Below are 19,624 nucleotides of genomic sequence, written 5' to 3'. Positions count from 1 at the left end.
TAGCAATGGCAGACGGCGCCGGTCGTCCTCTCTCCATATCCATCACCCGTGCTCGCCCGCATGAAGTGACCTTGGTCGAAACGACGCTGGAGGCATCGTGTGCCTCAGACCTGCCGCGAAGGTTGCTGGGAGACTGTGCTGATGACCGTGACCGGTTGGACAGGCGTTTGGCAGAGCAGGGCATCGAGATGATTGCTCCGCATCGTCGCAACCGGCGACGACCGAAGACACCGGATGGGCGCAACCTGCGGCGCTCCACGAGGCGTTGGAAGATTGAGCGCTTGTTTGCTTGGTTGGGCTATTTCCGGCGGCCGGTCTTGCGCTATGAACGTCATGGGGAGAACTTCCTTGGCTTTGTGCAACTCGGCTGTATGATCATCTTGCTCAGGCATCTTTTATGAGATGACTTCAAGGCAAAGCACTCCGGCAACCGGCTAGTCATTATTGGGAATGGTATCGTATTCGCTTTTGTGTACGTTCTTGTGAGCAGACGATTATGCATCCTGACGAATTCCGCCGTATTGGCTACCAGATTATCGACCTGATCGCCGATTATCGCGCCACCATCGCCAGCCGTCCAGTTTGGTCTCAGTTACGTCCTGGCGAGTTTCGCAGTCAGTTGCCGGCCACTCCACCGGAACAGCCGGAACCACCAGAAGCGATCCTTGCCGATGTGGAACGTCTGATCATCCCCGGTTTATCAAACTGGCAACATCCCCGTTTTTTCGGCTATTTTCCGGCCAACGCGAGCCTCGCTTCACTGTTGGGTGATTTTCTCAGTGGTGGTCTCGGTCAATTGGGTTTGAATTGGCAGGCTAGCCCGCCTCTCACTGAGTTGGAAGAGCTGACGACCGATTGGATGCGGCAGTTGTTGGGGTTGAGCGAGGCGTGGCGCGGGGTGATCCAGGATACGGCGAGCACCAGTACGCTGGTGGCGTTGCTCTGTGCCCGCGAGCGTTCCTCTGACCATGCCCAAGTGCGTGGTGGATTGCAATCCCTCTCCTCTCCGCTCGTTGTCTATACCTCAACCCAAAGCCATAGCTCGGTCGAGAAAGCAGCGCTCTTGGCCGGTTTTGGCCGCGACAACCTCCGCCTGTTGCCGGTTGACGACACCTTCGCCCTGCGCATGGACGCCCTCACCGATGCTATCGCCGCCGACCGCGCCGCCGGTCGCGTGCCGTGCGCAGTGGTGGCCAGTATCGGCGCAACGGCTACCACCGCCTGCGATCCACTCGAACCGATTGGCGAAGTGTGCCGGCGTGAGGGGATTTGGCTCCACGTTGATGCAGCAATGGCCGGCTCGGCGATGATCTTACCCGAATGTCGCTATCTCTGGCAGGGGATCGAGCAGGCCGATAGCCTCGTCCTCAATCCGCACAAATGGCTGGGAGCCGCTTTCGATTGCTCACTCTACTACGTGCGCGATCCGCAGCATCTTATCAGAGTGATGTCAACCAACCCTAGCTATCTGCAAACCAGCGCCGACGGCGCTGTCACCAACTATCGCGACTGGGGCATCCCGTTGGGCCGGCGCTTCCGCGCGCTCAAGCTCTACTTTCTGCTGCGCTGCGAAGGGGCCGAGGGGTTGCGCGCTCGGCTTCGTCGCGACATTGCGAACGCTCACTGGCTAGCCACGCAGGTTGATGCAGCGCCTGAATGGCGTCGATTAGCGCCGGTATCGTTACAGACGGTCTGCGTCCGCCATGAACCGCCGGGCCTGAGTGGTGAAGATCTCGACCGCCATACCCTGCGCTGGGTCGGCGCGATTAATGCCAGCGGTGCGGCATACCTGACCCCTGCGATCCTCGATGGACGCTGGATGGTGCGCATCAGCATTGGCGCCGAGCTAACCGAGCACACCGATGTGGCTGTGCTGTGGGAACTGATGCAAGCCGCAGCAGAGAAGGAGTAGGGAGTGGCACGTTTGCCACTCCCTGTCTTGCTATTTCCCGACCCGGCTCCGCCACGCGTTCAGATCGTAGACGGCCAGCGCATTGGTGAAGACCTCGACTGTCTTGTCGTCTATGGTTGTCACCGAGACGAAATAGGGTACCCCATCGGCCACCCACGCCATGGTCACCAGGCCGGGGTCGATCACCTTCACCCCACGCGCACCGCGCAACAGATAGGGCTTCACCCGATCACTCCCCGCCACCGGCTGGTTCTGCTCCCACACGGTGCGGGCCGGCGCGCCGCCGCCGATGGTGATGGTCACTGTGCCGCCGCGCGGACGGATAGCGACCAGAAAGCCTTGCTCATCGGCCACCGGCGCTGGTTCGGGCAAGACATCGTATTCATCGGCAAAGGTAGGTGGGAGTAGGTATTGCACTTGCACCGGCGCACCGGCAGGGGCCAGCGTTGGTTCGGGAATGAAGGACTGGCCGCAGCCGGCGAGGATCACGATAAGCGTTAGCAAGAACATTCGTTGGCGCATACAACGTCATTCTAGTTTTGGGCAAGAGAACGAGACTGGCGGCAGTGAGCCTGCCGCCGGTCATGATACCGCAATGCGATATGAGGCCGAGCATGCGATTGGGGCGAGAGGGGTTAACACGTGCTTAAGATCTATTGACTATTAGCGCTGAAATGGGGGATTGCTTCGGGCGCTGCGCGCCCTCGCAATGACAGATGGGCTACGCCCGATCTCCCCTTATCATTGCGAGCCGAGCGGAGCGCGGCGAAGCCATCTCCTTCGCGCACGGGTTGCACCCATTCAGGCATGCCTTCCGCTGAAGTGGGGGATTGCTTCGGGCGCTACGCGCCCTCGCAATGACAGATGGGCAGTACCCCCGTAATGACAGCAAGGACAGGACAAACCATGCCACACGCAAACGAGCGCCGGGCACTTAGTGCGGCTAAGCGCGCTGTGTCCTCGGCGCTCGCTGCGATCAACGACACCCTACAAATGGATCGGCGCGCCATGCACTAAGGCATGCGCTGCCTCACCGATCGCTTCGTAGAGCGTCGGGTGGGCATGGATGGTCTGCATCATACTCTCACCGGTCGCCTCGTGACTGAGGGCAATCCCGCCTTCGGCAATCATCTCGGTCACCCGCGGGCCGATCATGTGAACGCCCAGGATTTCACCATATTGGGCATCGGCCACTAACTTCACAAAGCCAAAGCGGGTCTGCCCCAACACACGGGCCTTACCGTTGGCCGAGAAGGGGAACTTCCCTACTTTCACCTGATAGCCGCGTTCGCGGGCTTTGACTTCAGTCAGGCCGACGCTGGCGATTTCGGGATTACAGTAGGTGCAAGCAGCAATCTTACCGTAATCGAGCGGGGTGACGTGATGGCCGGCCATATGCTCGACGGCCAGAATGCCTTCGGCGCTGGCCTTGTGCGCCAGCCATGGCGTGTTGGCAGTGCAGTCGCCGATTGCGTAGACCCCCTCAGCGCTGGTGCGCAGGAAGCCGTCGGTCGCGATGAAGCCGCGGCTATTGACCTTGACCCCTACCTCTTCGAGACCGATGTTCTCGGTGTTGGGAGCGATACCGATCGAGACGAGAAGCTTCTCGACGGCAATCTGCTGCGGTTTGCCGGCGCTATCGAGCACCGTTACCACCACCTGCTCGCCACCAACATCAATGCTCTCGACCTTGGCGCCGGCCAGCGTCTTAATCCCACGGCGCTGGAAGGCTTTGGTTAACTCGGCGCTGACCTCTTCGTCTTCGTTGGGAACGATGCGCGGCAAGGCCTCGACAATCGTCACTTCGCTGCCAAACGAACGGAACATTGAGGCAAACTCAACCCCAATCGCACCGGCGCCAATCGCGAGAAAACTCGCCGGTACCGACTTCAGGTTGAGCATATCGGTCGAAGAGAGCACGCGCTCGCCGTCAAACGGCACGCCGGGGAAGGGCCGCGGGCGACCACCGGTGGCGACGATGATGTACTTGGCGGCAAGCACTCGCTCGCCACCTTCATTCAACTGCACATGCACTTGACCACGACCGATCAAGCGACCACGTCCGGCAACCACCTCGATCTTGTTCTTCTTCATCAAGAAGGCGACGCCGTCGGTGCTCTGCTTGACAACCGCGTCTTTGTGTTTCATCGCACCGGCCAGCTCGAAGACCACGTTTTCTACGGTAATCCCGAAGCGTTTTGCCTCTTTCACTTCTTCGAGCAGATCGGCGCTATGGAGCAACGCTTTGGTTGGGATGCAGCCGATATTCAGACACACGCCACCGAGCGCATTGACCTCGACAATCGCCGTCTTCATACCGAGTTGGGCAGCGCGAATGGCAGCAACATAGCCGCCCGGCCCTGATCCTAGCACGACCAGATCGTACACTTGCTCACTCACGGAAAAATCCTTTCGTTTCTGGCAACGGCGGCGCGAATCCGTCTCGCGCCGCTGACATCTTAACGTAGAGGCGCTAACGCAAAGGCGCAAAGTGTTACGATGAGTTTGGGATATGACCTATATATACCGACGGTATATTATAGATTACAGCACACCATGGCGTATAACTACGAGCTAAATGCAACGATGTCACATCCCTACAATCACGATGTAAGATGCAAGACCTCTAGTCAGGCGTCCACCGGCCATTTTCTACCTCAATGCTGGGCTGCACCGACATGCAAATGGGCATTGTAGCTTGAGCGCACTAGCGGGCCGCTCTCGACGTGACGGAAGCCACGCGCCAGCGCGTAAGCACGGAACTCGGCAAACTCGGCGGGAGTGACGTAGCGATGCACCGGCCAATAGCTCGCATCAGGCGCAAGATACTGGCCAATCGTCAACACATTGACATCGGCTTCACGCAGCCGGTTGATCACCTCGTACACCTCTTCGTTCGTCTCACCGGCGCCGACCATCATCCCACTCTTCGTGACCAAATGCGGACGAGCAGCGCGCGCCCGCGCCAAGAGTTCGATGCTCTGCTCAAACTTGGCCCGCGGGCGGAAACGGCGAAACAGCCGCGGCACCGTCTCGATATTGTGGTTGAGCACATCCGGCTCAGCGTCTAACACCATCGCTAGCGCGTCCCAATTGCCGTCGAAATCAGGGATGAGCACCTCAACCTTGCAATCGGGCACTTTTTGCCGGATCAGCTTAATCGTGCGGGCGAAGATATGCGCGCCGCCATCGGGCACATCATCGCGATTGACCGACGTGAGCACGGCAAACTTCAGCTTCAGATGGGCCACCGACTCGGCGACCCGCTCCGGTTCTTCCTCATCAATCGGCTTGGGTTTACCTTTTCCAATCGCACAGTAGCGGCAACCGCGCGTACAGATGTCGCCAAGAAGCAAAAAGGTAGCGGTGCGATGGTTCCAGCATTCACCAATATTAGGACAACGCGCTTCTTCGCATACCGTATGCAGGTTCTTCTCGCGCATAAGGCGCAGCACATCGTGATAGTTCACACCACCGGGCGCACGCGCCTTCAGCCATTCGGGTCGGCGGGGCCGGTTGGTCGTGGCCGAGGTGGGGTTCACCACACCTACTTCACTCAGCGGAATTAATTCTGACATTGGCACTCTCGCCTTCCAGTGATCGCCATAAATAGGCAATCAATGTCACGCTAGGTTAACTGCTATATTGTACTGCATAATCGATCGCTACGACAAAGCGTTCACCGGTCGCAGATCAAAAATCGCACATAGGGAGGCGATTAATCGGTCGGCTACCTCGGCCATCGGCGGCGCTTTACCGAGTTCTACCGCCAACGACGTTACACTACGATCACTGATTCCACAGGGCACAATCAGTTCAAACCCACTCAAGTCAGGATCAACATTCAAGGCTAAGCCGTGGGTTGTGACGCCACTCGCGCTCAGCTTCACACCAATCGCACAAATTTTGGCTGCGCCACCCCGCACCCACACACCGGTTAATCCATTGACGCGCTCACCGGTGAGGCCATAACCGGCTAACACGCGAATCACACTCTCTTCCAACCCGCGCACATAACGCCCAACATCGCTCCCGTGCTGCGAGAGTTTGAAGATCGGATAGGCAACGAGTTGGCCTGGCGCGTGGTACGTCACTTCACCACCACGATCGCTCTGGACAACAACGACCCCACGCGCAGCTAGCTCAGCCGGCGTCGCTACAATGTGTTCGGGGCGGGCTTTGTTACCCAATGTGATCGTCGGTGGATGTTCGAGCAGCAGGATGGTATCGCCGATCTGGCCGCTCGATCGTTGGCGGGCCAACCGGCGCTGCATCTCCCACGCGCTGGTGTAATCTATGTGGCCTAGATGGTAGACGGTCAACGTGCGCATCATCGTTGTAAACGCGAAGATATAGCGATACCTCTGCTTGAAGTATAGTACACCATCTATATTTGAACTGCGGCAGTAAATACCAAACTGATGGACTGCTGCACACCAAACTGCCATACGCCAGATGAACGTGTGGTAGGCTACCAGAGAGACGATTGACTGAATTGAGGTGATCTGTGACGCGAATATTTCTGCTGATCCTACTGGCCGGCAACCTGCTCAGCGCATGCAGCACAGCTACCGATGCCGCGGCGTTAGCTGTGCCGTCGTCTACCACAAGCGCCACTGCTATTGTCATACCGACCGCGACACCAACCGTAACTCCAACTGCGTTGCCAACCGCAAACGTTGCGCCAACATCAACACCAACTGCCACCCCTACCACCACCCCCACACCAACCTTATTACCAACCGCAACGCTGGCGCCAACACCACGCCCTACCGGCGATCGGACGCCGGTACGGCTCGTTATTCCGGCCATTAATCTCGACCGCCAGCTCTTCCCTGTCGGGCTTGATGCTAACAATATACCGGTTGTGCTCGATCACGAAGTCGGTTGGTACATCTACAGCGCCAAACCGGGGCAAGGCGAGAACATTGTGCTCTGGGGACATGTCTTGCGCTTCCACAAGGCGCCTCACGTTCCAGCTCCCTTCGCCGAGATCGAACGGTTGGCAATTGGCAGCGAAATCTTCCTCTACAGCGCCGACGGCAGCGTCTTCCGCTATGTGGTCACCCGCAAAGAGCGGGTTACCCCCGATCAAGTCGCTTACATTCTCCCCACCAACGACGAACGCCTGACGTTGGTGTCGTGCATTGGCGACCGCGTCATCGTTGATGGTAATGTCGAACTGACCCACCGTCTCATTACCATCGCAACGCCCGCTCCGTAAACCAACTGCCGAAGGACAAACACGACCGTGGTATACTATGCGATAGACCTCACTTGAAATGCAGAAGGTTTAACCCGTGGCAACAATTGGCATATCAGCAGCCTTAGAACAGTTTCACCCAAACGAACTGCTCGAACATTGCCGGCTCGCCGAACAATACGGTTTCCGCGGTGTGATGGCTGCCGACCATTTCCAACCGTGGGTACCGGCCCAGGGGCACAATGCCTTTGTCTACAGTTGGATGGGAGCATTGGGCGTTGTCACCAACCACCGCTTTGGGCCGGGTGTTACCTGTCCGTCATTCCGTACCCACCCCGCCGTCATTGCCCAAGCCGCCGCAACCCTTGGTGCAATGTTCCCCGGTCGGTTTTGGCTAGGGTTAGGGAGTGGGGAATTATTGAATGAAAATGTGGTCGGCGGTGTGTGGCCCGAACCGCTGGTCCGGTTTGAAATGCTGCAAGAGGCGACTGAGATTATTCAGAAGTTGCTCAGCGGTAAAGAAACTCGCTACCGCGGACGCTATTTTCAGATGAATAAGGTCCGGTTGTGGACTCTCCCCGAACAACCGGTACCGATTTATATCGCCGCAACCGGCCCACAAACCCTGCGCTGGGCCGGTAAGACGTGCGACGGGTTGATCACACCGGGCGCTGCTCCTGAAAAGTTGCGCCGCATTCTGGCCGATTTCGCCGCCGGCGCTCGTGAAGCCGGTAAAGACCCCAACAGCATGCCAAAATTGTTACAGTTGCACGTCTCGTGGGCACCGACTGACGAAGAGGCGTTGCAGAATGCACTGACCCAATGGCCAAACGGTGGGATGAACTTCCCCAAGCAGGACATTCGCTCACCGGAAGACTTCGCCGCGATGGCGAAACTGGTGCGGCCCGAAGATTTTCGTGGACGAGTGTTGATTTCGTCCGATCTCGATCAGCACCGCGCGCATATCCAGCAATTTATCGATCTCGGTTTTGACGAGATTTATATTCATAATGTTGGACGTAATCAGGTTGAATGGATTAAAGCTTTCGGCGAAGCTGTCTTGCCTAAACTACGCCCATGTTCAACCGCATCTTGATCGCAAATCGCGGCGAGATTGCCGTGCGGATCATTCGCGCTTGCCGCGAATTAGGGATTAGCCCGGTTGTGGTGTATTCCGAAGCCGATGCCCAGGCGCTCCACGTGCGCATGGCCGATGCTGCGGTGTTGATCGGACCACCACCCGCCGCCCAAAGCTATCTCCGCGCCGAAGCGATCGTTGAGGCTGCAGTGAAACTCAAGGCGGAGGCCATCCACCCCGGCTATGGCTTTTTGAGTGAAAGTGTGAAGTTGGCCGAACAGTGTGCCGCAGCAGGGATCACCTTTATCGGGCCACCCCCGCACGCCATCGCCGCGATGGGGGGAAAAGCTGAAGCACGCGCGTTGGCCCAGGCTGCCGGTGTGCCGGTTGTGCCCGGATATGACGGTGAAGATCAGAGTGACGAACGCCTGATTGCCGAGGCACGACGGATCGGACCGCCGCTGTTGATCAAAGCAAGTGCCGGTGGTGGTGGCAAAGGAATGCGCTCGGTTGGCGATCTCGCCGATGTGCCGGCGGCTATTGAAGGCGCCCGCCGTGAGGCACGGGCGGCTTTCGGCGACGACCGCCTGATCATTGAACGGCTTGTCCTGCGACCACGCCACGTCGAGATTCAAGTCTTGGCCGACCGCTACGGTAATGTCGTGCATCTCGGTGAACGTGATTGTTCAATTCAGCGCCGTCATCAGAAGGTCGTTGAAGAGGCACCCTCTCCTGCCCTGACCCCAGCACTCCGGGCTGCGATGGGCAATGCTGCCGTTGCCATCGCTCGCGCTGCCGGTTATATCAATGCCGGTACGGTTGAGTTTATTCTGGCGCCAAACGGCGAGTTCTACTTTTTGGAAATGAATACCCGGCTACAAGTGGAACATCCCGTAACCGAGCTTGTCTGCGGCTACGATCTCGTTCACTTGCAGATTGCGATTGCCGCCGGCGAGCACCTCCCCTTCCGCCAAGAAGATATTAGTGTGCGCGGCCACGCCATCGAAGTACGCTTGTACGCCGAAGACCCCCGCACCTTTTTGCCGGCAGTCGGTAAAGTGGCGCTGTTTGTCCCGCCTCAAGGGCCGGGCGTGCGCGTTGATGCCGGTCTGACCAGCGGTGATGAGGTGATGGTGCATTACGATCCGTTGCTGGCTAAGATTATTGTGTCCGGCGCCGACCGGCACCAAGCCGTAGCACGCTTACGCCGTGCGTTACGCGAGATGGCTGTACTCGGTCCGACCACCAATCTCCCACTCTTGCAAGCAATTGCCGAGCATCCCGCGTTCGCCGATGGCGCGACTCATACCGGCTTCCTGTCCGAACACGAAGGGATCGTGCCGCCATCCGGACCGCCCCCGCGTGAGGTCTTGATCGCCACGGCCATCCTCACCGTCACTGCCGAGCCACCGGCCCGTGATCCGCTGGCCGCAGTCTGGCGACTCGGCGGTGATACCATTCCGCTGACATTCACTGCGCACGGCGAACACCGGCTACGAGTGACGCCGCAGACCGTTGGGTGGCATGTAGCAGGCGATGATCATTGGCATTTCCATGTGACGTTGGTGCGGCGTGGCGATTACGAATTGGCTCTTGATATTGATGGTCAGCGGAGACAATTCTTCTTTGCACGAGCCAACGACGGTTGGCTGATCGGTTGGCGTGGCGAAGCGTATCATGTGCAACGACCGGCCCCGCTTACCGCCGACACGGTTATTCGCACCACCGACCAACATGCCGCGAGTTTTAATGCTCCGATGCCGGGTACCATCGTGCGGCTATACGTTGCCGTCGGCCAACAGGTGGGCGAGGGGCAACCCATCCTCGTTCTCGAAGCGATGAAAATGGAACATACCATTGTCGCACCCTACGCCGGCATTGTCCGCCGCTTGCCGTATCAGACTGGCGCAAGTGTTGCCGCCGGTGCTCACCTCGTCGATCTCGAACCGCTGCCGGCCAATGAGCAGCCGGATTGATCCATCATAGGTAAGCCGTATGTCAGCCGCACCGAAGAAACCACCAGCTCAATCAACTACGCCATCGAAACCGGCCAAACGTCGATCGATCGGTTGTAATCTCTGGCTCTTCATATTGGCAATGCTCGCTGTAAGCCTGCTTGGTCTTAGCTTCCTCCAACCGACTAAATTGACTATCGTACAAGAGTTTATCATCGGTATTCCACGCGGTGGTATTCGTGAAACCGTCGAAACCACGAGTGTCGACTCGTGTATTCGTGTTGCCGGTTCAAATGAATTGCTTTCTATTACTCGGACACGCCGTGTAACGACGTATAACAACGGTTCAGTGCTCGAATTAATCTTCAGCGACCCACCACTGCCGGCACAATGTAACTAAGGATGACCCCTTATGCTGTTGCGTGTGCAGTGTGATCCGCAACCGTTGCAATTACCACCTCTGACCCAGCCCCAGGTGACGTATGTTCACCTGGTGATTACCGCTGAAGGCGACCACACACTGCCGCTACACCTTGTGTTGGTCGCCGATGCTAGTCGCTCGATGCGCATCCCCATTGTCAACGAACACCAGTTTCGCGAGTTGGTGCGTAACGGCGGCGCTCACGAGGTCTTGGTCGATGGAGTACCGGTTTGGCAATTGGCAAATCCCCTAAGCTGTGAGGCACGCAGTCAATTTCCTAGTCCGATTGACTATACCGTGCGTGCATTACACAGTGTTGTTGAACGACTCGCTCCTGATGACCGGATGGCACTCATCGCCTGCGCTAGCGATGCGCTCGTCCTCGCACCAAGCACACCCGGCCACCGACGCACCGACTTGATCGGAGCGATTGCTCGCTTGCCCGTGCTACGGCTCGGCGAGAGCACCAATCTGGCCCAAGGGTTGCAACTAGCACTAGCCCAGTTTGTGGTCACCGATGAACCGGCAGTACGACGGGTGGTGTTACTTACCGATGGCTTCACGACGGATACCACCATGTGTACCACACTAGCCCGCGAAGCAGCAACCCACGGTATTACGATCAGCACGATCGGGCTTGGCAGTACATTTGAAGAAACGCTCCTCACGCAGATTGCCGATCTTAGTGGTGGTCGTGCCAGCTTTGGCCAAGAGGCCGGTCATATTCCGACGATTATCTCCGCCGAGTTGGAGCATGCGCGCCAGACCACTATCCACGCGCTGAGTCTGCACATGACGTTACCGCAGACGGTGACACTACGCCGGATCACCCGCCTCTCCCCAACCTTAAGTGTGCTTACGCCGGTAAGCACCGAACACGGACGGCGCCTGACCCTACACCTCGGCGATCTGCGCCGTGGCGACTCGGTGCGCTTGCTCTGCGAATTTCTCGTCGCACCCGGTACTGGGGGTAGCCAACGCCGGCTAGCCCGCCTGCGACTGAGGAGTGGACAACACGAACAACACCATGACCTCATCGCACATTATGATCCACGCGCCACGAATCCGCCACCGCCACTATTACCATTGATTACCCACGCTACCATTGCCCACCTCCACCAGCGCGCCACCCTCGCCCGCCAGCAAGGCGACTACGAAACTGCTGCTGTTCTGCTCCACCGGCTTGCGGCCCATCTCCGTCGCCTTGGAGAAACTGAACTAGCTACGCTAGCTCTGAATGAAGCTAGTACTTCTGTGCAAACACCACTTCCCAACTTGACAACTAAAATGTTAACCTACGCTACTCGCAGACTCGGAGAAGCGGCTGATTGATGGTACAATACCCTCAATCATTCGCTGTTGGTAGCATACAAGGAGTACATCTGTGGCTAAACAGTGGAATAGCCCGCCCTCAATGCGGATCGACCCGACCAAGACCTATCGCGTGACGATGGAGACAACGCGCGGGACGATTGAACTCGACCTCTACCCACAACATGCACCAATGACCGTCAACAATTTCGTCTTCCTCACCCGCGAAGGTTTTTACGATGGTCTCACCTTTCACCGCGTGATCAAGGATTTCGTCATCCAAGGCGGCGACCCGACCGGTCGTGGCAGTGGCGGTCCTGGCTATCGTTTTCCCGATGAGGTGAAAGGAAACCCACTCACTCACGAAGCCGGTGTCATCTCGATGGCAAACGCCGGCCCCAACACCAACGGTAGCCAATTTTTTATCACCCATACCCCTCAGCCACACCTCAACGGTCGCCATACCGTGTTTGGGCGAGTCGTGTCCGGGATGGAGGTGGTCTACGCCATTCAACAAGGCGACAAGATGACCAAGGTAACGGTGCGCGAATTATCGTAACCCACACCGCGCGGAGGGGCATGGCATTGCCATAACCCCACCGCCGTACTCAGGATGCCAGGAACGCCCCGCCGAGGTGCCCCCGCGGTGAATGCACCGACCACCCAAATGTGTAGACCTGAAACCGACGTTTTCCTCATCGCGCGGCGTGTGACAACAGTTCGCATCCATCGTCGGTAATCAACACCAAATCCTCGATCCGCACCCCGCCCCACTCCGGTAAATAGATCCCCGGTTCAACCGACGTGACCATCCCCACCTGCAACGGCGGGCTAGGCGGTGCATCAGGTGCCGTTATTCGCAGCCACGGTGCCTCGTGGATCGCCAAACCCACACCGTGGCCAAGACTATGGGCAATCCCACGACCATAACCGGCCGTCTCAATCACCTGACGCGCAATCGCATCGGCCTCAGACCACGGCAAGCCGGGCCGCAACGAACGGATCGCCGCCTGCTGCGCCTCCAACGTCGCTGCGTAGACGGCGCGGAACGTATCATCAGGCTGACCAAGTACAATAGTGCGCGTCAGATCGGCGTGATAACCGTTAAGTCGCGCTCCCATATCAATAATGATCGGCTGCCCCTCACCCAACCGATCATGGCCCGGCTCATGATGCGGACGAGCACTGTTACGACCGGCCGCCACAATAATCGGGAACGATGGCCCATCTGCGCCGAGATCGTGCAATGCCACCTCGATCCGCCACACTGCCTCGCGCTCGGTCATCTCCGGCGTCAACACCGGCAACACGGCGGCCAATGCTGCGTCGGTGATCGCCGCCGCACGTCGCAGAAGCTCGATCTCGCCGGCGTCTTTCACCATCCGCAACGCTTCCACTATATTCTCAGTTGCAACCAGTTCAACCGTCTTGCCCAACGCCTGTACAAACTGCTGGTACTCGGCCACCGTCATTGCGGCCGCCTCAAACCCTAGCCGGGTAAGGTTCAATTCCACCGCCAATTCAGCCACCAACTTCGGCATCGGCTTAAGTGCAGCACGCACTTCGCGTAGCGTAAACGCCGGCGCTTCCGCAGCCGCGCGCACCGTGTACCGGCCATCGGTCAACAAAAAGGCAGCCTCGGCACTAATCAGCAAAGCTCCGGCACTGCCGGTAAACCCACTGAGATAGCGTCGACTGGTCGGCGCAGTGAGTAAAATAGCCGGTAAATCACGCTCGGCGAGAGCTGCTCGTAACCGTTGTAACCGCTCGTGCATAAGAATATCCTTTCCGCTTTGCAAACGCATCGTCGCCCAGCTATGCTACCATATCGGCGCATATCCCACACTCAACTGCTGCTTCGCCTGCAGTCAGTGTTTAGTAACCTAGTTTGTATATCTTGACGCACCTGCTGTAGCTAATTAGGATACTATCAGCATCGCATCACCGGTGATCAGGGAGAACTTCATGAGTGACGCAGCAGCAAACCGAATCGCGACCGGTATTCCCGGCCTTGATGAAATTACCGGTGGCGGGTTAGTTCCTCACTATGCCTACCTCGTGCGTGGTGGTCCCGGCGCCGGAAAGACGACCCTCGGGTTACACTTTTTAGCGGCCGGAACTGCAACCGGTGATACCTCTCTCTTCATTAGTCTTGAAGAATCTGCTGCCAAAATTAGACGTAACGCCGCACAAATCGGGATTGATCTTTCACAGGTACACATTCTCGACCTCAGTCCTTCATCCGATTTCTTCGCCAAAACGGAAACTTACGATATCTTCTCGCCGGCTGAAGTTGAACGCGAACCACTGACCCGCCAAATTGTTGATACCATCCGCCAACTGCATCCCGCTCGCGTGTTTTTCGATCCGATCACCCAGTTTCGCTATCTTACCCCTGATATTTTTCAATTTCGCAAACAGGTTATCTCGTTTTTACGCTTTCTAGCCGAACAACAGACAACGGTTCTCTTTTCAGCAGAAAATAGTGCTGCGTTTCCCGACGATGATCTGCAATATATCGTCGATGGCATTATCAATCTCGAAACGACACCATACGGTCGCTATCTTCACGTCACTAAAATGCGTGGCTCGTCGTTTATCAGCGGTCGTCACACGATGCGCCTTACCAATCGCGGATTGCAAGTCTTCCCCCGCCTCATCCCGACGACGCTGATCGCCGGGCATTCTTTTGCGCCGCTTGCCTCTGGTGTACCCGAGCTTGACGAACTCCTCAACGGTGGTATCGAACGCGGCACAATTACGATTCTCTCCGGTCCATCGGGTGTGGGCAAAACGACGCTCGGGTTTCAGTTTATGAAAGAGGCGGCTAGCCGTGGTGATCGATCAATTGTGTTCTCATTTGAGGAAGAAATCGAGATAATGATGCAGCGTTGCGAGTCGGTCAATATCCCGGTTCGGGCAATGCGGGCCAATAATATGCTGCGGATCGAAAAGATCGAGCCGTTACAATATAACCCTGATGAGTTCGCACAACACGTTCGCCGCGTTGTCGAAAACGACCGAGCTACGGTCATTATGATCGATAGTATGAACGGCTATCGCCTCTGCATGCAAGGGGAAGATCTGCTCAGTCATTTACACGCTTTGTGTAAGTTTTTACAAAGTCGTGGTGTGACGGTATTGCTCATTATGGAGACGAGCAGTATTGTCGGTGATTTTGAAATTTCAGATATTGGTGCCAGTTATCTTGGTGACAACATCATCTTCTTGCGCTTTTTGGAGATAGACGGTGAACTACGAAAAGCGATTGGCGTACTTAAAAAGCGCCTCGGTGATTTTGAGAAGACTCTCCGCGAATTTGCTATCTCGCGCTACGGGATTAAAGTCGGGAAACCATTAACCAAACTACGCGGTATTTTGCGCGGGATACCGGTGTGGGTTGATGAAGAATAGCAGTAATCCTACAAACCGCCTGAAAGGAGTGCGTATGGCCGGCGATACGATCTTGCTGTTACTCACCAACTCCACCAACCGGCAACTTCTAGAAACATGGTTGGGCCACCACTATTCGATTATCGTCGGCAATGACAAAACAGCTTTGCACCAACCGTTTCAACTGTGTATTATCGATGGCCCCACCCTCAACCGGTACGAAGCCGATATCCACGAACGTCGCGCAACTGCCCACCCCATCTTTCTACCATTCTTACTTGTGACCACGCGGCGCGATGTTCACTTGTATACCCGTCATCTCTGGCAGACGGTTGACGAGTTAGTGATTAGTCCAATCGAGAAAGCAGAATTGCACGCACGGATCGAGATCCTCTTGCGCGCACGCCGGCTGGCGCTCGAAGTGAACCGTCTTCAGCAGGCGATGCTATCGAGTTCCCAAACGTGGTTACAGTTGGCCGTCAACGCATCCCAAATTGGCTTGTGGGAATGGGATCTGGAAACAAACCGTGTCTTCTTTTCACCAGAATGGAAAGCACAGCTTGGCTATGCCGCCGATGAGCTGAGCGATTCCTTCGCTGTTTGGGAAGAGCGCCTCCACCCCGATGATCGTGAGCGCTGCCTCCGCACCTTGCATCAATATCTCGAGCGGCCATGGCCGAACTTTACCCTCGAATTCCGCTTGCGCCATAAAGATGGGAGCTACCGTTGGATCCGCTCACAAGCTTCCCTCATCTACGATGAATCCGGTCGCTCAACCCATATGCTCGGTGCTCACCTTGATCTGACCGAACGTAAGCAGCTCGAAGAGGAACGGCAACATCTCACCGAACAACTCATTCAGTCGCAAAAGCTCGAGGCAATCGGGACACTGACCGGTGGCATTGCGCACGACCTCAACAATTTGTTGGTGCCGATTATTGGTTTTGCCGAACTCGGCATGGTAACCGTTCCTCCGACGAGTGAGCTATACACCGATTTCGACCAGATCCGGGCGGCAGGTATTCGGGCTACTGCCCTGACGCGGCAGATTTTAGCCTTTAGCCGCCGGCAACGACTCGAACCAAAACCGGTCAATCTCAACCAGGTAATTGATGAGTTCGTCGGTATTTTGCGCCGCTTGATCGGCGAACGTATTACCATCCATTTACAGCTCGCGCCCACGTTGCCGTTGACCCAGATCGATCCCGGCCAACTCGAACAGGTATTACTTAATCTGGTTATTAACGCTCGTGATGCAATCGAGGGCTACGGTATGATCACTATCTCAACGACATCGGTTACAATTCCGCCTTCCCAATCAGAGCACATAGCCAGACTCCTTCCTGGCGAGTATATCGTCCTCCAGGTACACGATACCGGCTGTGGGATTGATCCGGAGATGTTACCTCGGATTTTCGAGCCATTCTTTACAACGAAACCACAGGGAAAAGGGACCGGCCTCGGTTTAGCTACCGTCTTTGCCATCGTCAAGCAATATGGTGGTCATATCGATGTACAAAGTGTGCCTCAGCAAGGGACAACGTTTACTATCTACCTACCAATACTCACCGATTCAACCCCGGTTGGTGAATCACCATTGCCATCCTCAGATATAGCCTTGACCGGGCACGAAACGGTGCTCGTCGTTGATGACGAACCGTCCGTACTCTACCTCATCACCAGTGCATTACGTTTGTATGGATATCGGGTATTAGAAGCTACTGATCCGCAGCACGGGATCAGTCTCGCCGTAGATCGTGAGCAGCCTATCGACCTCTTAATTGCCGACGTAATGTTACCGAGAATGACCGGTGACGAGCTATACCGCCATCTGGCCGCCCAACAACCCAACCTACGTGTCCTGTTCATCTCGGCCCAGACGGATGACTCATGGACACTGCCACCCAATGCCCCGCTGTTGATCAAACCCTTTACCCTGAACCAATTACTTCAGAAAGTACGTGCCGCACTCATGGTAACGGTGTAATCAGTAACGGTTCGAGCCGGCCCTGTTGCCACCGCCCGATTACCTCAACCGAACCATAGCGCACTAAACCACTCTGCTCCAAACGTTCGAGCAGCGGTTCATCGCGCTCGCCGTACAACACCTTAATTTGGCGCGCAGTCGATACCGGTACGCCACCGGGACCAATCGCATCTACCAACAAACTGGTGCCACTCGCGACAATTAGGGTGGCCTGTACGCGCACGATTATGCCCTCATAACGGTTATCACGTAACAGTGCTGCCAAATCGACCGTCTCCGGTTCAAAGGCTTGCAAACGTGGTGATTCCAACGCATACGACCACGCTCCGCCCGGTCCGTACCGGCCGGCAGATAGCCACCTGCCTTGCGCAACTACGAAGCCGTACTGAACACTACCGACGGTACGTAGCACTACTTCGTCTGATGGATCGATAGCGCCGAGCCACACCTGCTGAGGAGGCGTATCGAGTGGCAGCGGACGATCCGCGCTCACAGTCAAGCTGTTGACTAAGCGGGATCCTTGCTCATCGCGGTATAAGATGGCGATGACCTGCTGCGCGCCATGCGTCGCCGGTTCGGTGATGTCAACCGGCAATGGCAACCGTTGCCTCGCCGTGCATCCGCTGCATACCCAGATGAGACCGATCACAAAGAAAGCGAACAAATGTTTGCTCATACGCTCTTTATTGTACCACATGCAGGTGTTACGGGCTTCAAATACGCTCATGACAGCCGTCAGACAGGCCAATGATAGGTTTTGACAGTTGTTTTAAGTCTACTTTACGGCAAGCCGTGGTATGGTAGAAAGCGATGGGCTACCACGTGCTAGCCCACTTTCATAGTACCCGACCAAGTGAGAACGATAGCGAAAATGAATACGGTCTCAGATGAAGGGAGGAGTCCTCGTATGGGGACCAAGAATTCTCGTCTACAAGGTTTTTACCAACTGAATCCATTCGAGCGCCTACAGATGGTTAAATCATTTGATGGGTTAGTTGACGAAGACCTGCGTGCACTCCACGGTGGTCAGGGTGGCGCTCTGACCCTCGAGCGCGCCGACAAAATGATCGAAAATGTCGTTGGCACGTATAATCTGCCTCTCGGCATTGCGACCAACTTCCGCATCAACGGACGCGACTATTTGATACCGATGGTGGTAGAAGAGCCGTCAATTGTCGCCGGCGCGAGCTACGCCGCCCGTATGGTGCGCGATGGTGGTGGGTTCGAGACCAGCAGCACCGAACCGTTAATGATCGGGCAAGTGCAGTTGGTCAATATCACCGACCCCGAACAGGCTCGTGCGACCATCCTTGCCCGCAAGGACGAGATTTTGGCGCTGGCCAACGCGCAGAGCCGATCGCTGGTTGCGCTTGGTGGCGGTGCGCGCGATGTTGAAGTACGCTTCTTCCCCACCAGCCCGATGGGTCCGATGTTGGTCGTCCACCTTATCGTTGATTGCCGCGACGCAATGGGCGCCAACGCAGTGAACACGATGGCCGAAGCGGTAGCACCGCTATTAGCCGACATGACCGGCGGTAAGGTCTATCTACGCATCCTCTCGAATTTGACCGATCGGCGGTTGGCCCGTGCCCGCTGCGTCGTACCGGCGGCCTCCTTGGCCCGCGATGGTCTCAGTGGCGAGGAGGTGGTGGAAGGCATTCTCTGGGCCTACGCCTTTGCAGCAGTTGACCCATACCGGGCTGCAACCCACAATAAAGGCATTATGAACGGTATCGATCCGATCCTGGTTGCTACCGGTAACGACTGGCGTGCAGTGGAAGCCGGTGCGCATGCCTACGCCAGCCGTAACGGTCGTTACACCTCGCTCTCGCACTGGGAGCGTGATGAGAAGGGAAATCTGGTCGGCACCCTCGAAATGCCACTCTCGGTTGGTATTGTCGGCGGTGCAACTAAAGTGCATCCCACGGCCCAAGCGGCGTTGAAGTTGCTTGGAGTACGTAGCGCCAACGAGCTGGCTGAAGTGTGTGTCGCTGCCGGCTTGGCCAATAACCTCGCAGCAATGCGAGCATTGGCGTGTGAGGGTATTCAGCAGGGCCATATGAGCTTGCATGCCCGTCAAATTGCACTGGCTGCCGGTGCCACCGGTACGTTGGTCGATGAAGTCGCGCGCCGGATGGTTGCCGAGCGCAATATCAAGCCAGCACGCGCCGAAGAGATTATTGCCGAACTCGAAGGACGGCAACACACCGGCAATCCCGCCAACAACTGATCTTACTGCCTCTGGCGGCCTGTTTGCTGCTGAAGCAGGCCGCCGTTCACTGTCACTGTTGACAGACTAGCGCGCAATGTCGATTGCCGCACGGGGGTGGTGTTTATTTGCTCAACCAAGCTAACCCTGCGGTA

17 protein-coding genes are annotated in these 19,624 nt (G+C 56.8%); 11 read left to right on the top strand and 6 right to left on the bottom strand.

Translation table 11 applies throughout. From position 1 onward, the window contains the following. Positions 1-401, top strand: a 401-nt coding sequence (locus AC01ZF_RS11520; RefSeq protein ID WP_476575365.1) for a transposase, incomplete at its 5' end; no start/stop codon positions are given. Between the two features lie 95 nt (positions 402-496). Further along, positions 497-1,912 (top strand): pyridoxal phosphate-dependent decarboxylase family protein, encoded by a 1,416-nt coding sequence (locus AC01ZF_RS11515; RefSeq protein ID WP_476575364.1) that lies wholly within the window; start codon positions 497-499, stop codon positions 1,910-1,912. 30 nt (positions 1,913-1,942) lie between these two features. Here the strand turns inward: AC01ZF_RS11515 and AC01ZF_RS11510 are convergent, their stop codons facing one another. The 4 genes from AC01ZF_RS11510 to lipB form a co-directional block, all read right to left on the bottom strand. Continuing rightward, a complete protein-coding gene (locus AC01ZF_RS11510) occupies positions 1,943-2,434 on the bottom strand; it encodes a hypothetical protein (RefSeq protein ID WP_424675051.1) in 492 nt (163 codons plus the stop codon). A 465-nt stretch (positions 2,435-2,899) separates the two neighbouring features. Then, positions 2,900-4,312 (bottom strand): dihydrolipoyl dehydrogenase, encoded by a 1,413-nt coding sequence (lpdA, locus tag AC01ZF_RS11505; RefSeq protein WP_424675052.1) that lies wholly within the window; start codon positions 4,310-4,312, stop codon positions 2,900-2,902. Between the two features lie 257 nt (positions 4,313-4,569). Next, positions 4,570-5,490, bottom strand: coding sequence for a lipoyl synthase (lipA, locus tag AC01ZF_RS11500; RefSeq protein WP_424675053.1), 921 nt, complete (start codon positions 5,488-5,490; stop codon positions 4,570-4,572). Between the two features lie 87 nt (positions 5,491-5,577). Next, complete coding sequence (gene lipB, locus AC01ZF_RS11495; protein WP_476575366.1) at positions 5,578-6,243, bottom strand: lipoyl(octanoyl) transferase LipB; 666 nt, start codon at positions 6,241-6,243, stop codon at positions 5,578-5,580. 176 nt (positions 6,244-6,419) lie between these two features. Here lipB and AC01ZF_RS11490 point away from each other — a divergent pair, with 176 nt between their 5' ends. The 6 genes from AC01ZF_RS11490 (at position 6,420) to AC01ZF_RS11465 (ending at position 12,439) form a co-directional block, all read left to right on the top strand. Then, positions 6,420-7,136, top strand: a complete 717-nt coding sequence (locus AC01ZF_RS11490; RefSeq protein WP_424675054.1) for a sortase — start codon at positions 6,420-6,422, stop codon at positions 7,134-7,136. A 76-nt stretch (positions 7,137-7,212) separates the two neighbouring features. Beyond that, positions 7,213-8,211, top strand: a complete 999-nt coding sequence (locus tag AC01ZF_RS11485; protein ID WP_287909145.1) for a TIGR03557 family F420-dependent LLM class oxidoreductase — start codon at positions 7,213-7,215, stop codon at positions 8,209-8,211. Continuing rightward, entirely contained in the window at positions 8,193-10,169 is a 1,977-nt protein-coding gene (locus tag AC01ZF_RS11480) for an acetyl/propionyl/methylcrotonyl-CoA carboxylase subunit alpha (RefSeq protein ID WP_424675055.1), read from the top strand. Before AC01ZF_RS11485 ends, AC01ZF_RS11480 begins: the two co-directional genes overlap by 19 nt. Before the next feature lie 19 nt (positions 10,170-10,188). Next, positions 10,189-10,548: a hypothetical protein gene (locus tag AC01ZF_RS11475; RefSeq protein WP_428111171.1), complete on the top strand. Its 360-nt coding sequence runs from the start codon at positions 10,189-10,191 to the stop codon at positions 10,546-10,548. 12 nt (positions 10,549-10,560) lie between these two features. Then, positions 10,561-11,901: a vWA domain-containing protein gene (locus tag AC01ZF_RS11470; RefSeq protein WP_424675057.1), complete on the top strand. Its 1,341-nt coding sequence runs from the start codon at positions 10,561-10,563 to the stop codon at positions 11,899-11,901. A gap of 52 nt (positions 11,902-11,953) precedes the next feature. Further along, positions 11,954-12,439, top strand: coding sequence for a peptidylprolyl isomerase (locus tag AC01ZF_RS11465; protein WP_424675058.1), 486 nt, complete (start codon positions 11,954-11,956; stop codon positions 12,437-12,439). Positions 12,440-12,575: 136 nt separating this feature from the next. On the opposite strand, the gene AC01ZF_RS11460 is transcribed toward AC01ZF_RS11465, so the two are convergent. Next, positions 12,576-13,655: a M24 family metallopeptidase gene (locus tag AC01ZF_RS11460; protein WP_424675059.1), complete on the bottom strand. Its 1,080-nt coding sequence runs from the start codon at positions 13,653-13,655 to the stop codon at positions 12,576-12,578. A 190-nt stretch (positions 13,656-13,845) separates the two neighbouring features. On the opposite strand from AC01ZF_RS11460, the gene AC01ZF_RS11455 reads away from it, so the two are divergent. Then, complete coding sequence (locus AC01ZF_RS11455; protein WP_424675060.1) at positions 13,846-15,294, top strand: ATPase domain-containing protein; 1,449 nt, start codon at positions 13,846-13,848, stop codon at positions 15,292-15,294. Positions 15,295-15,328: 34 nt separating this feature from the next. Beyond that, positions 15,329-17,260 carry an ATP-binding protein gene (locus AC01ZF_RS11450; protein ID WP_476575363.1) on the top strand — a complete coding sequence of 644 codons (1,932 nt, stop codon included), beginning with the start codon at positions 15,329-15,331 and terminating at the stop codon, positions 17,258-17,260. Here AC01ZF_RS11450 and AC01ZF_RS11445 read toward each other — a convergent pair. Next, on the bottom strand, positions 17,244-17,936 hold the full coding sequence (locus tag AC01ZF_RS11445; RefSeq protein WP_424675062.1) for a hypothetical protein: 693 nt from the start codon (positions 17,934-17,936) through the stop codon (positions 17,244-17,246). The genes AC01ZF_RS11450 and AC01ZF_RS11445 overlap by 17 nt on opposite strands. Positions 17,937-18,131: 195 nt before the next feature. Here AC01ZF_RS11445 and AC01ZF_RS11440 point away from each other — a divergent pair, with 195 nt between their 5' ends. Next, entirely contained in the window at positions 18,132-19,490 is a 1,359-nt protein-coding gene (locus AC01ZF_RS11440; protein ID WP_424675063.1) for a hydroxymethylglutaryl-CoA reductase, degradative, read from the top strand. The last annotated feature ends 134 nt before the right edge of the window (positions 19,491-19,624 follow it).

Source organism: Chloroflexus sp. (assembly GCF_056331925.1).
Note: the sequence above shows the minus strand (reverse complement) of the source record. Positions and strands in the feature narration are given on the sequence as shown.

Bases quoted from the DNA above. Each gene is read 5' to 3' on its own strand.
- AC01ZF_RS11515 (WP_476575364.1), top strand. From the start codon at position 497: ATGCATCCTGACGAATTCCGCCGTATTGGCTACCAGATTATCGACCTG.
- AC01ZF_RS11510 (WP_424675051.1), bottom strand. From the start codon at position 2,434: ATGCGCCAACGAATGTTCTTGCTAACGCTTATCGTGATCCTCGCCGGC.
- lipA (WP_424675053.1), bottom strand. From the start codon at position 5,490: ATGTCAGAATTAATTCCGCTGAGTGAAGTAGGTGTGGTGAACCCCACC.
- lipB (WP_476575366.1), bottom strand. From the start codon at position 6,243: ATGCGCACGTTGACCGTCTACCATCTAGGCCACATAGATTACACCAGC.
- AC01ZF_RS11480 (WP_424675055.1), top strand. From the start codon at position 8,193: ATGTTCAACCGCATCTTGATCGCAAATCGCGGCGAGATTGCCGTGCGG.
- AC01ZF_RS11475 (WP_428111171.1), top strand. From the start codon at position 10,189: ATGTCAGCCGCACCGAAGAAACCACCAGCTCAATCAACTACGCCATCG.
- AC01ZF_RS11470 (WP_424675057.1), top strand. From the start codon at position 10,561: ATGCTGTTGCGTGTGCAGTGTGATCCGCAACCGTTGCAATTACCACCT.
- AC01ZF_RS11460 (WP_424675059.1), bottom strand. From the start codon at position 13,655: ATGCACGAGCGGTTACAACGGTTACGAGCAGCTCTCGCCGAGCGTGAT.
- AC01ZF_RS11455 (WP_424675060.1), top strand. From the start codon at position 13,846: ATGAGTGACGCAGCAGCAAACCGAATCGCGACCGGTATTCCCGGCCTT.
- AC01ZF_RS11450 (WP_476575363.1), top strand. From the start codon at position 15,329: ATGGCCGGCGATACGATCTTGCTGTTACTCACCAACTCCACCAACCGG.
- AC01ZF_RS11445 (WP_424675062.1), bottom strand. From the start codon at position 17,936: ATGAGCAAACATTTGTTCGCTTTCTTTGTGATCGGTCTCATCTGGGTA.
- AC01ZF_RS11440 (WP_424675063.1), top strand. From the start codon at position 18,132: ATGAATACGGTCTCAGATGAAGGGAGGAGTCCTCGTATGGGGACCAAG.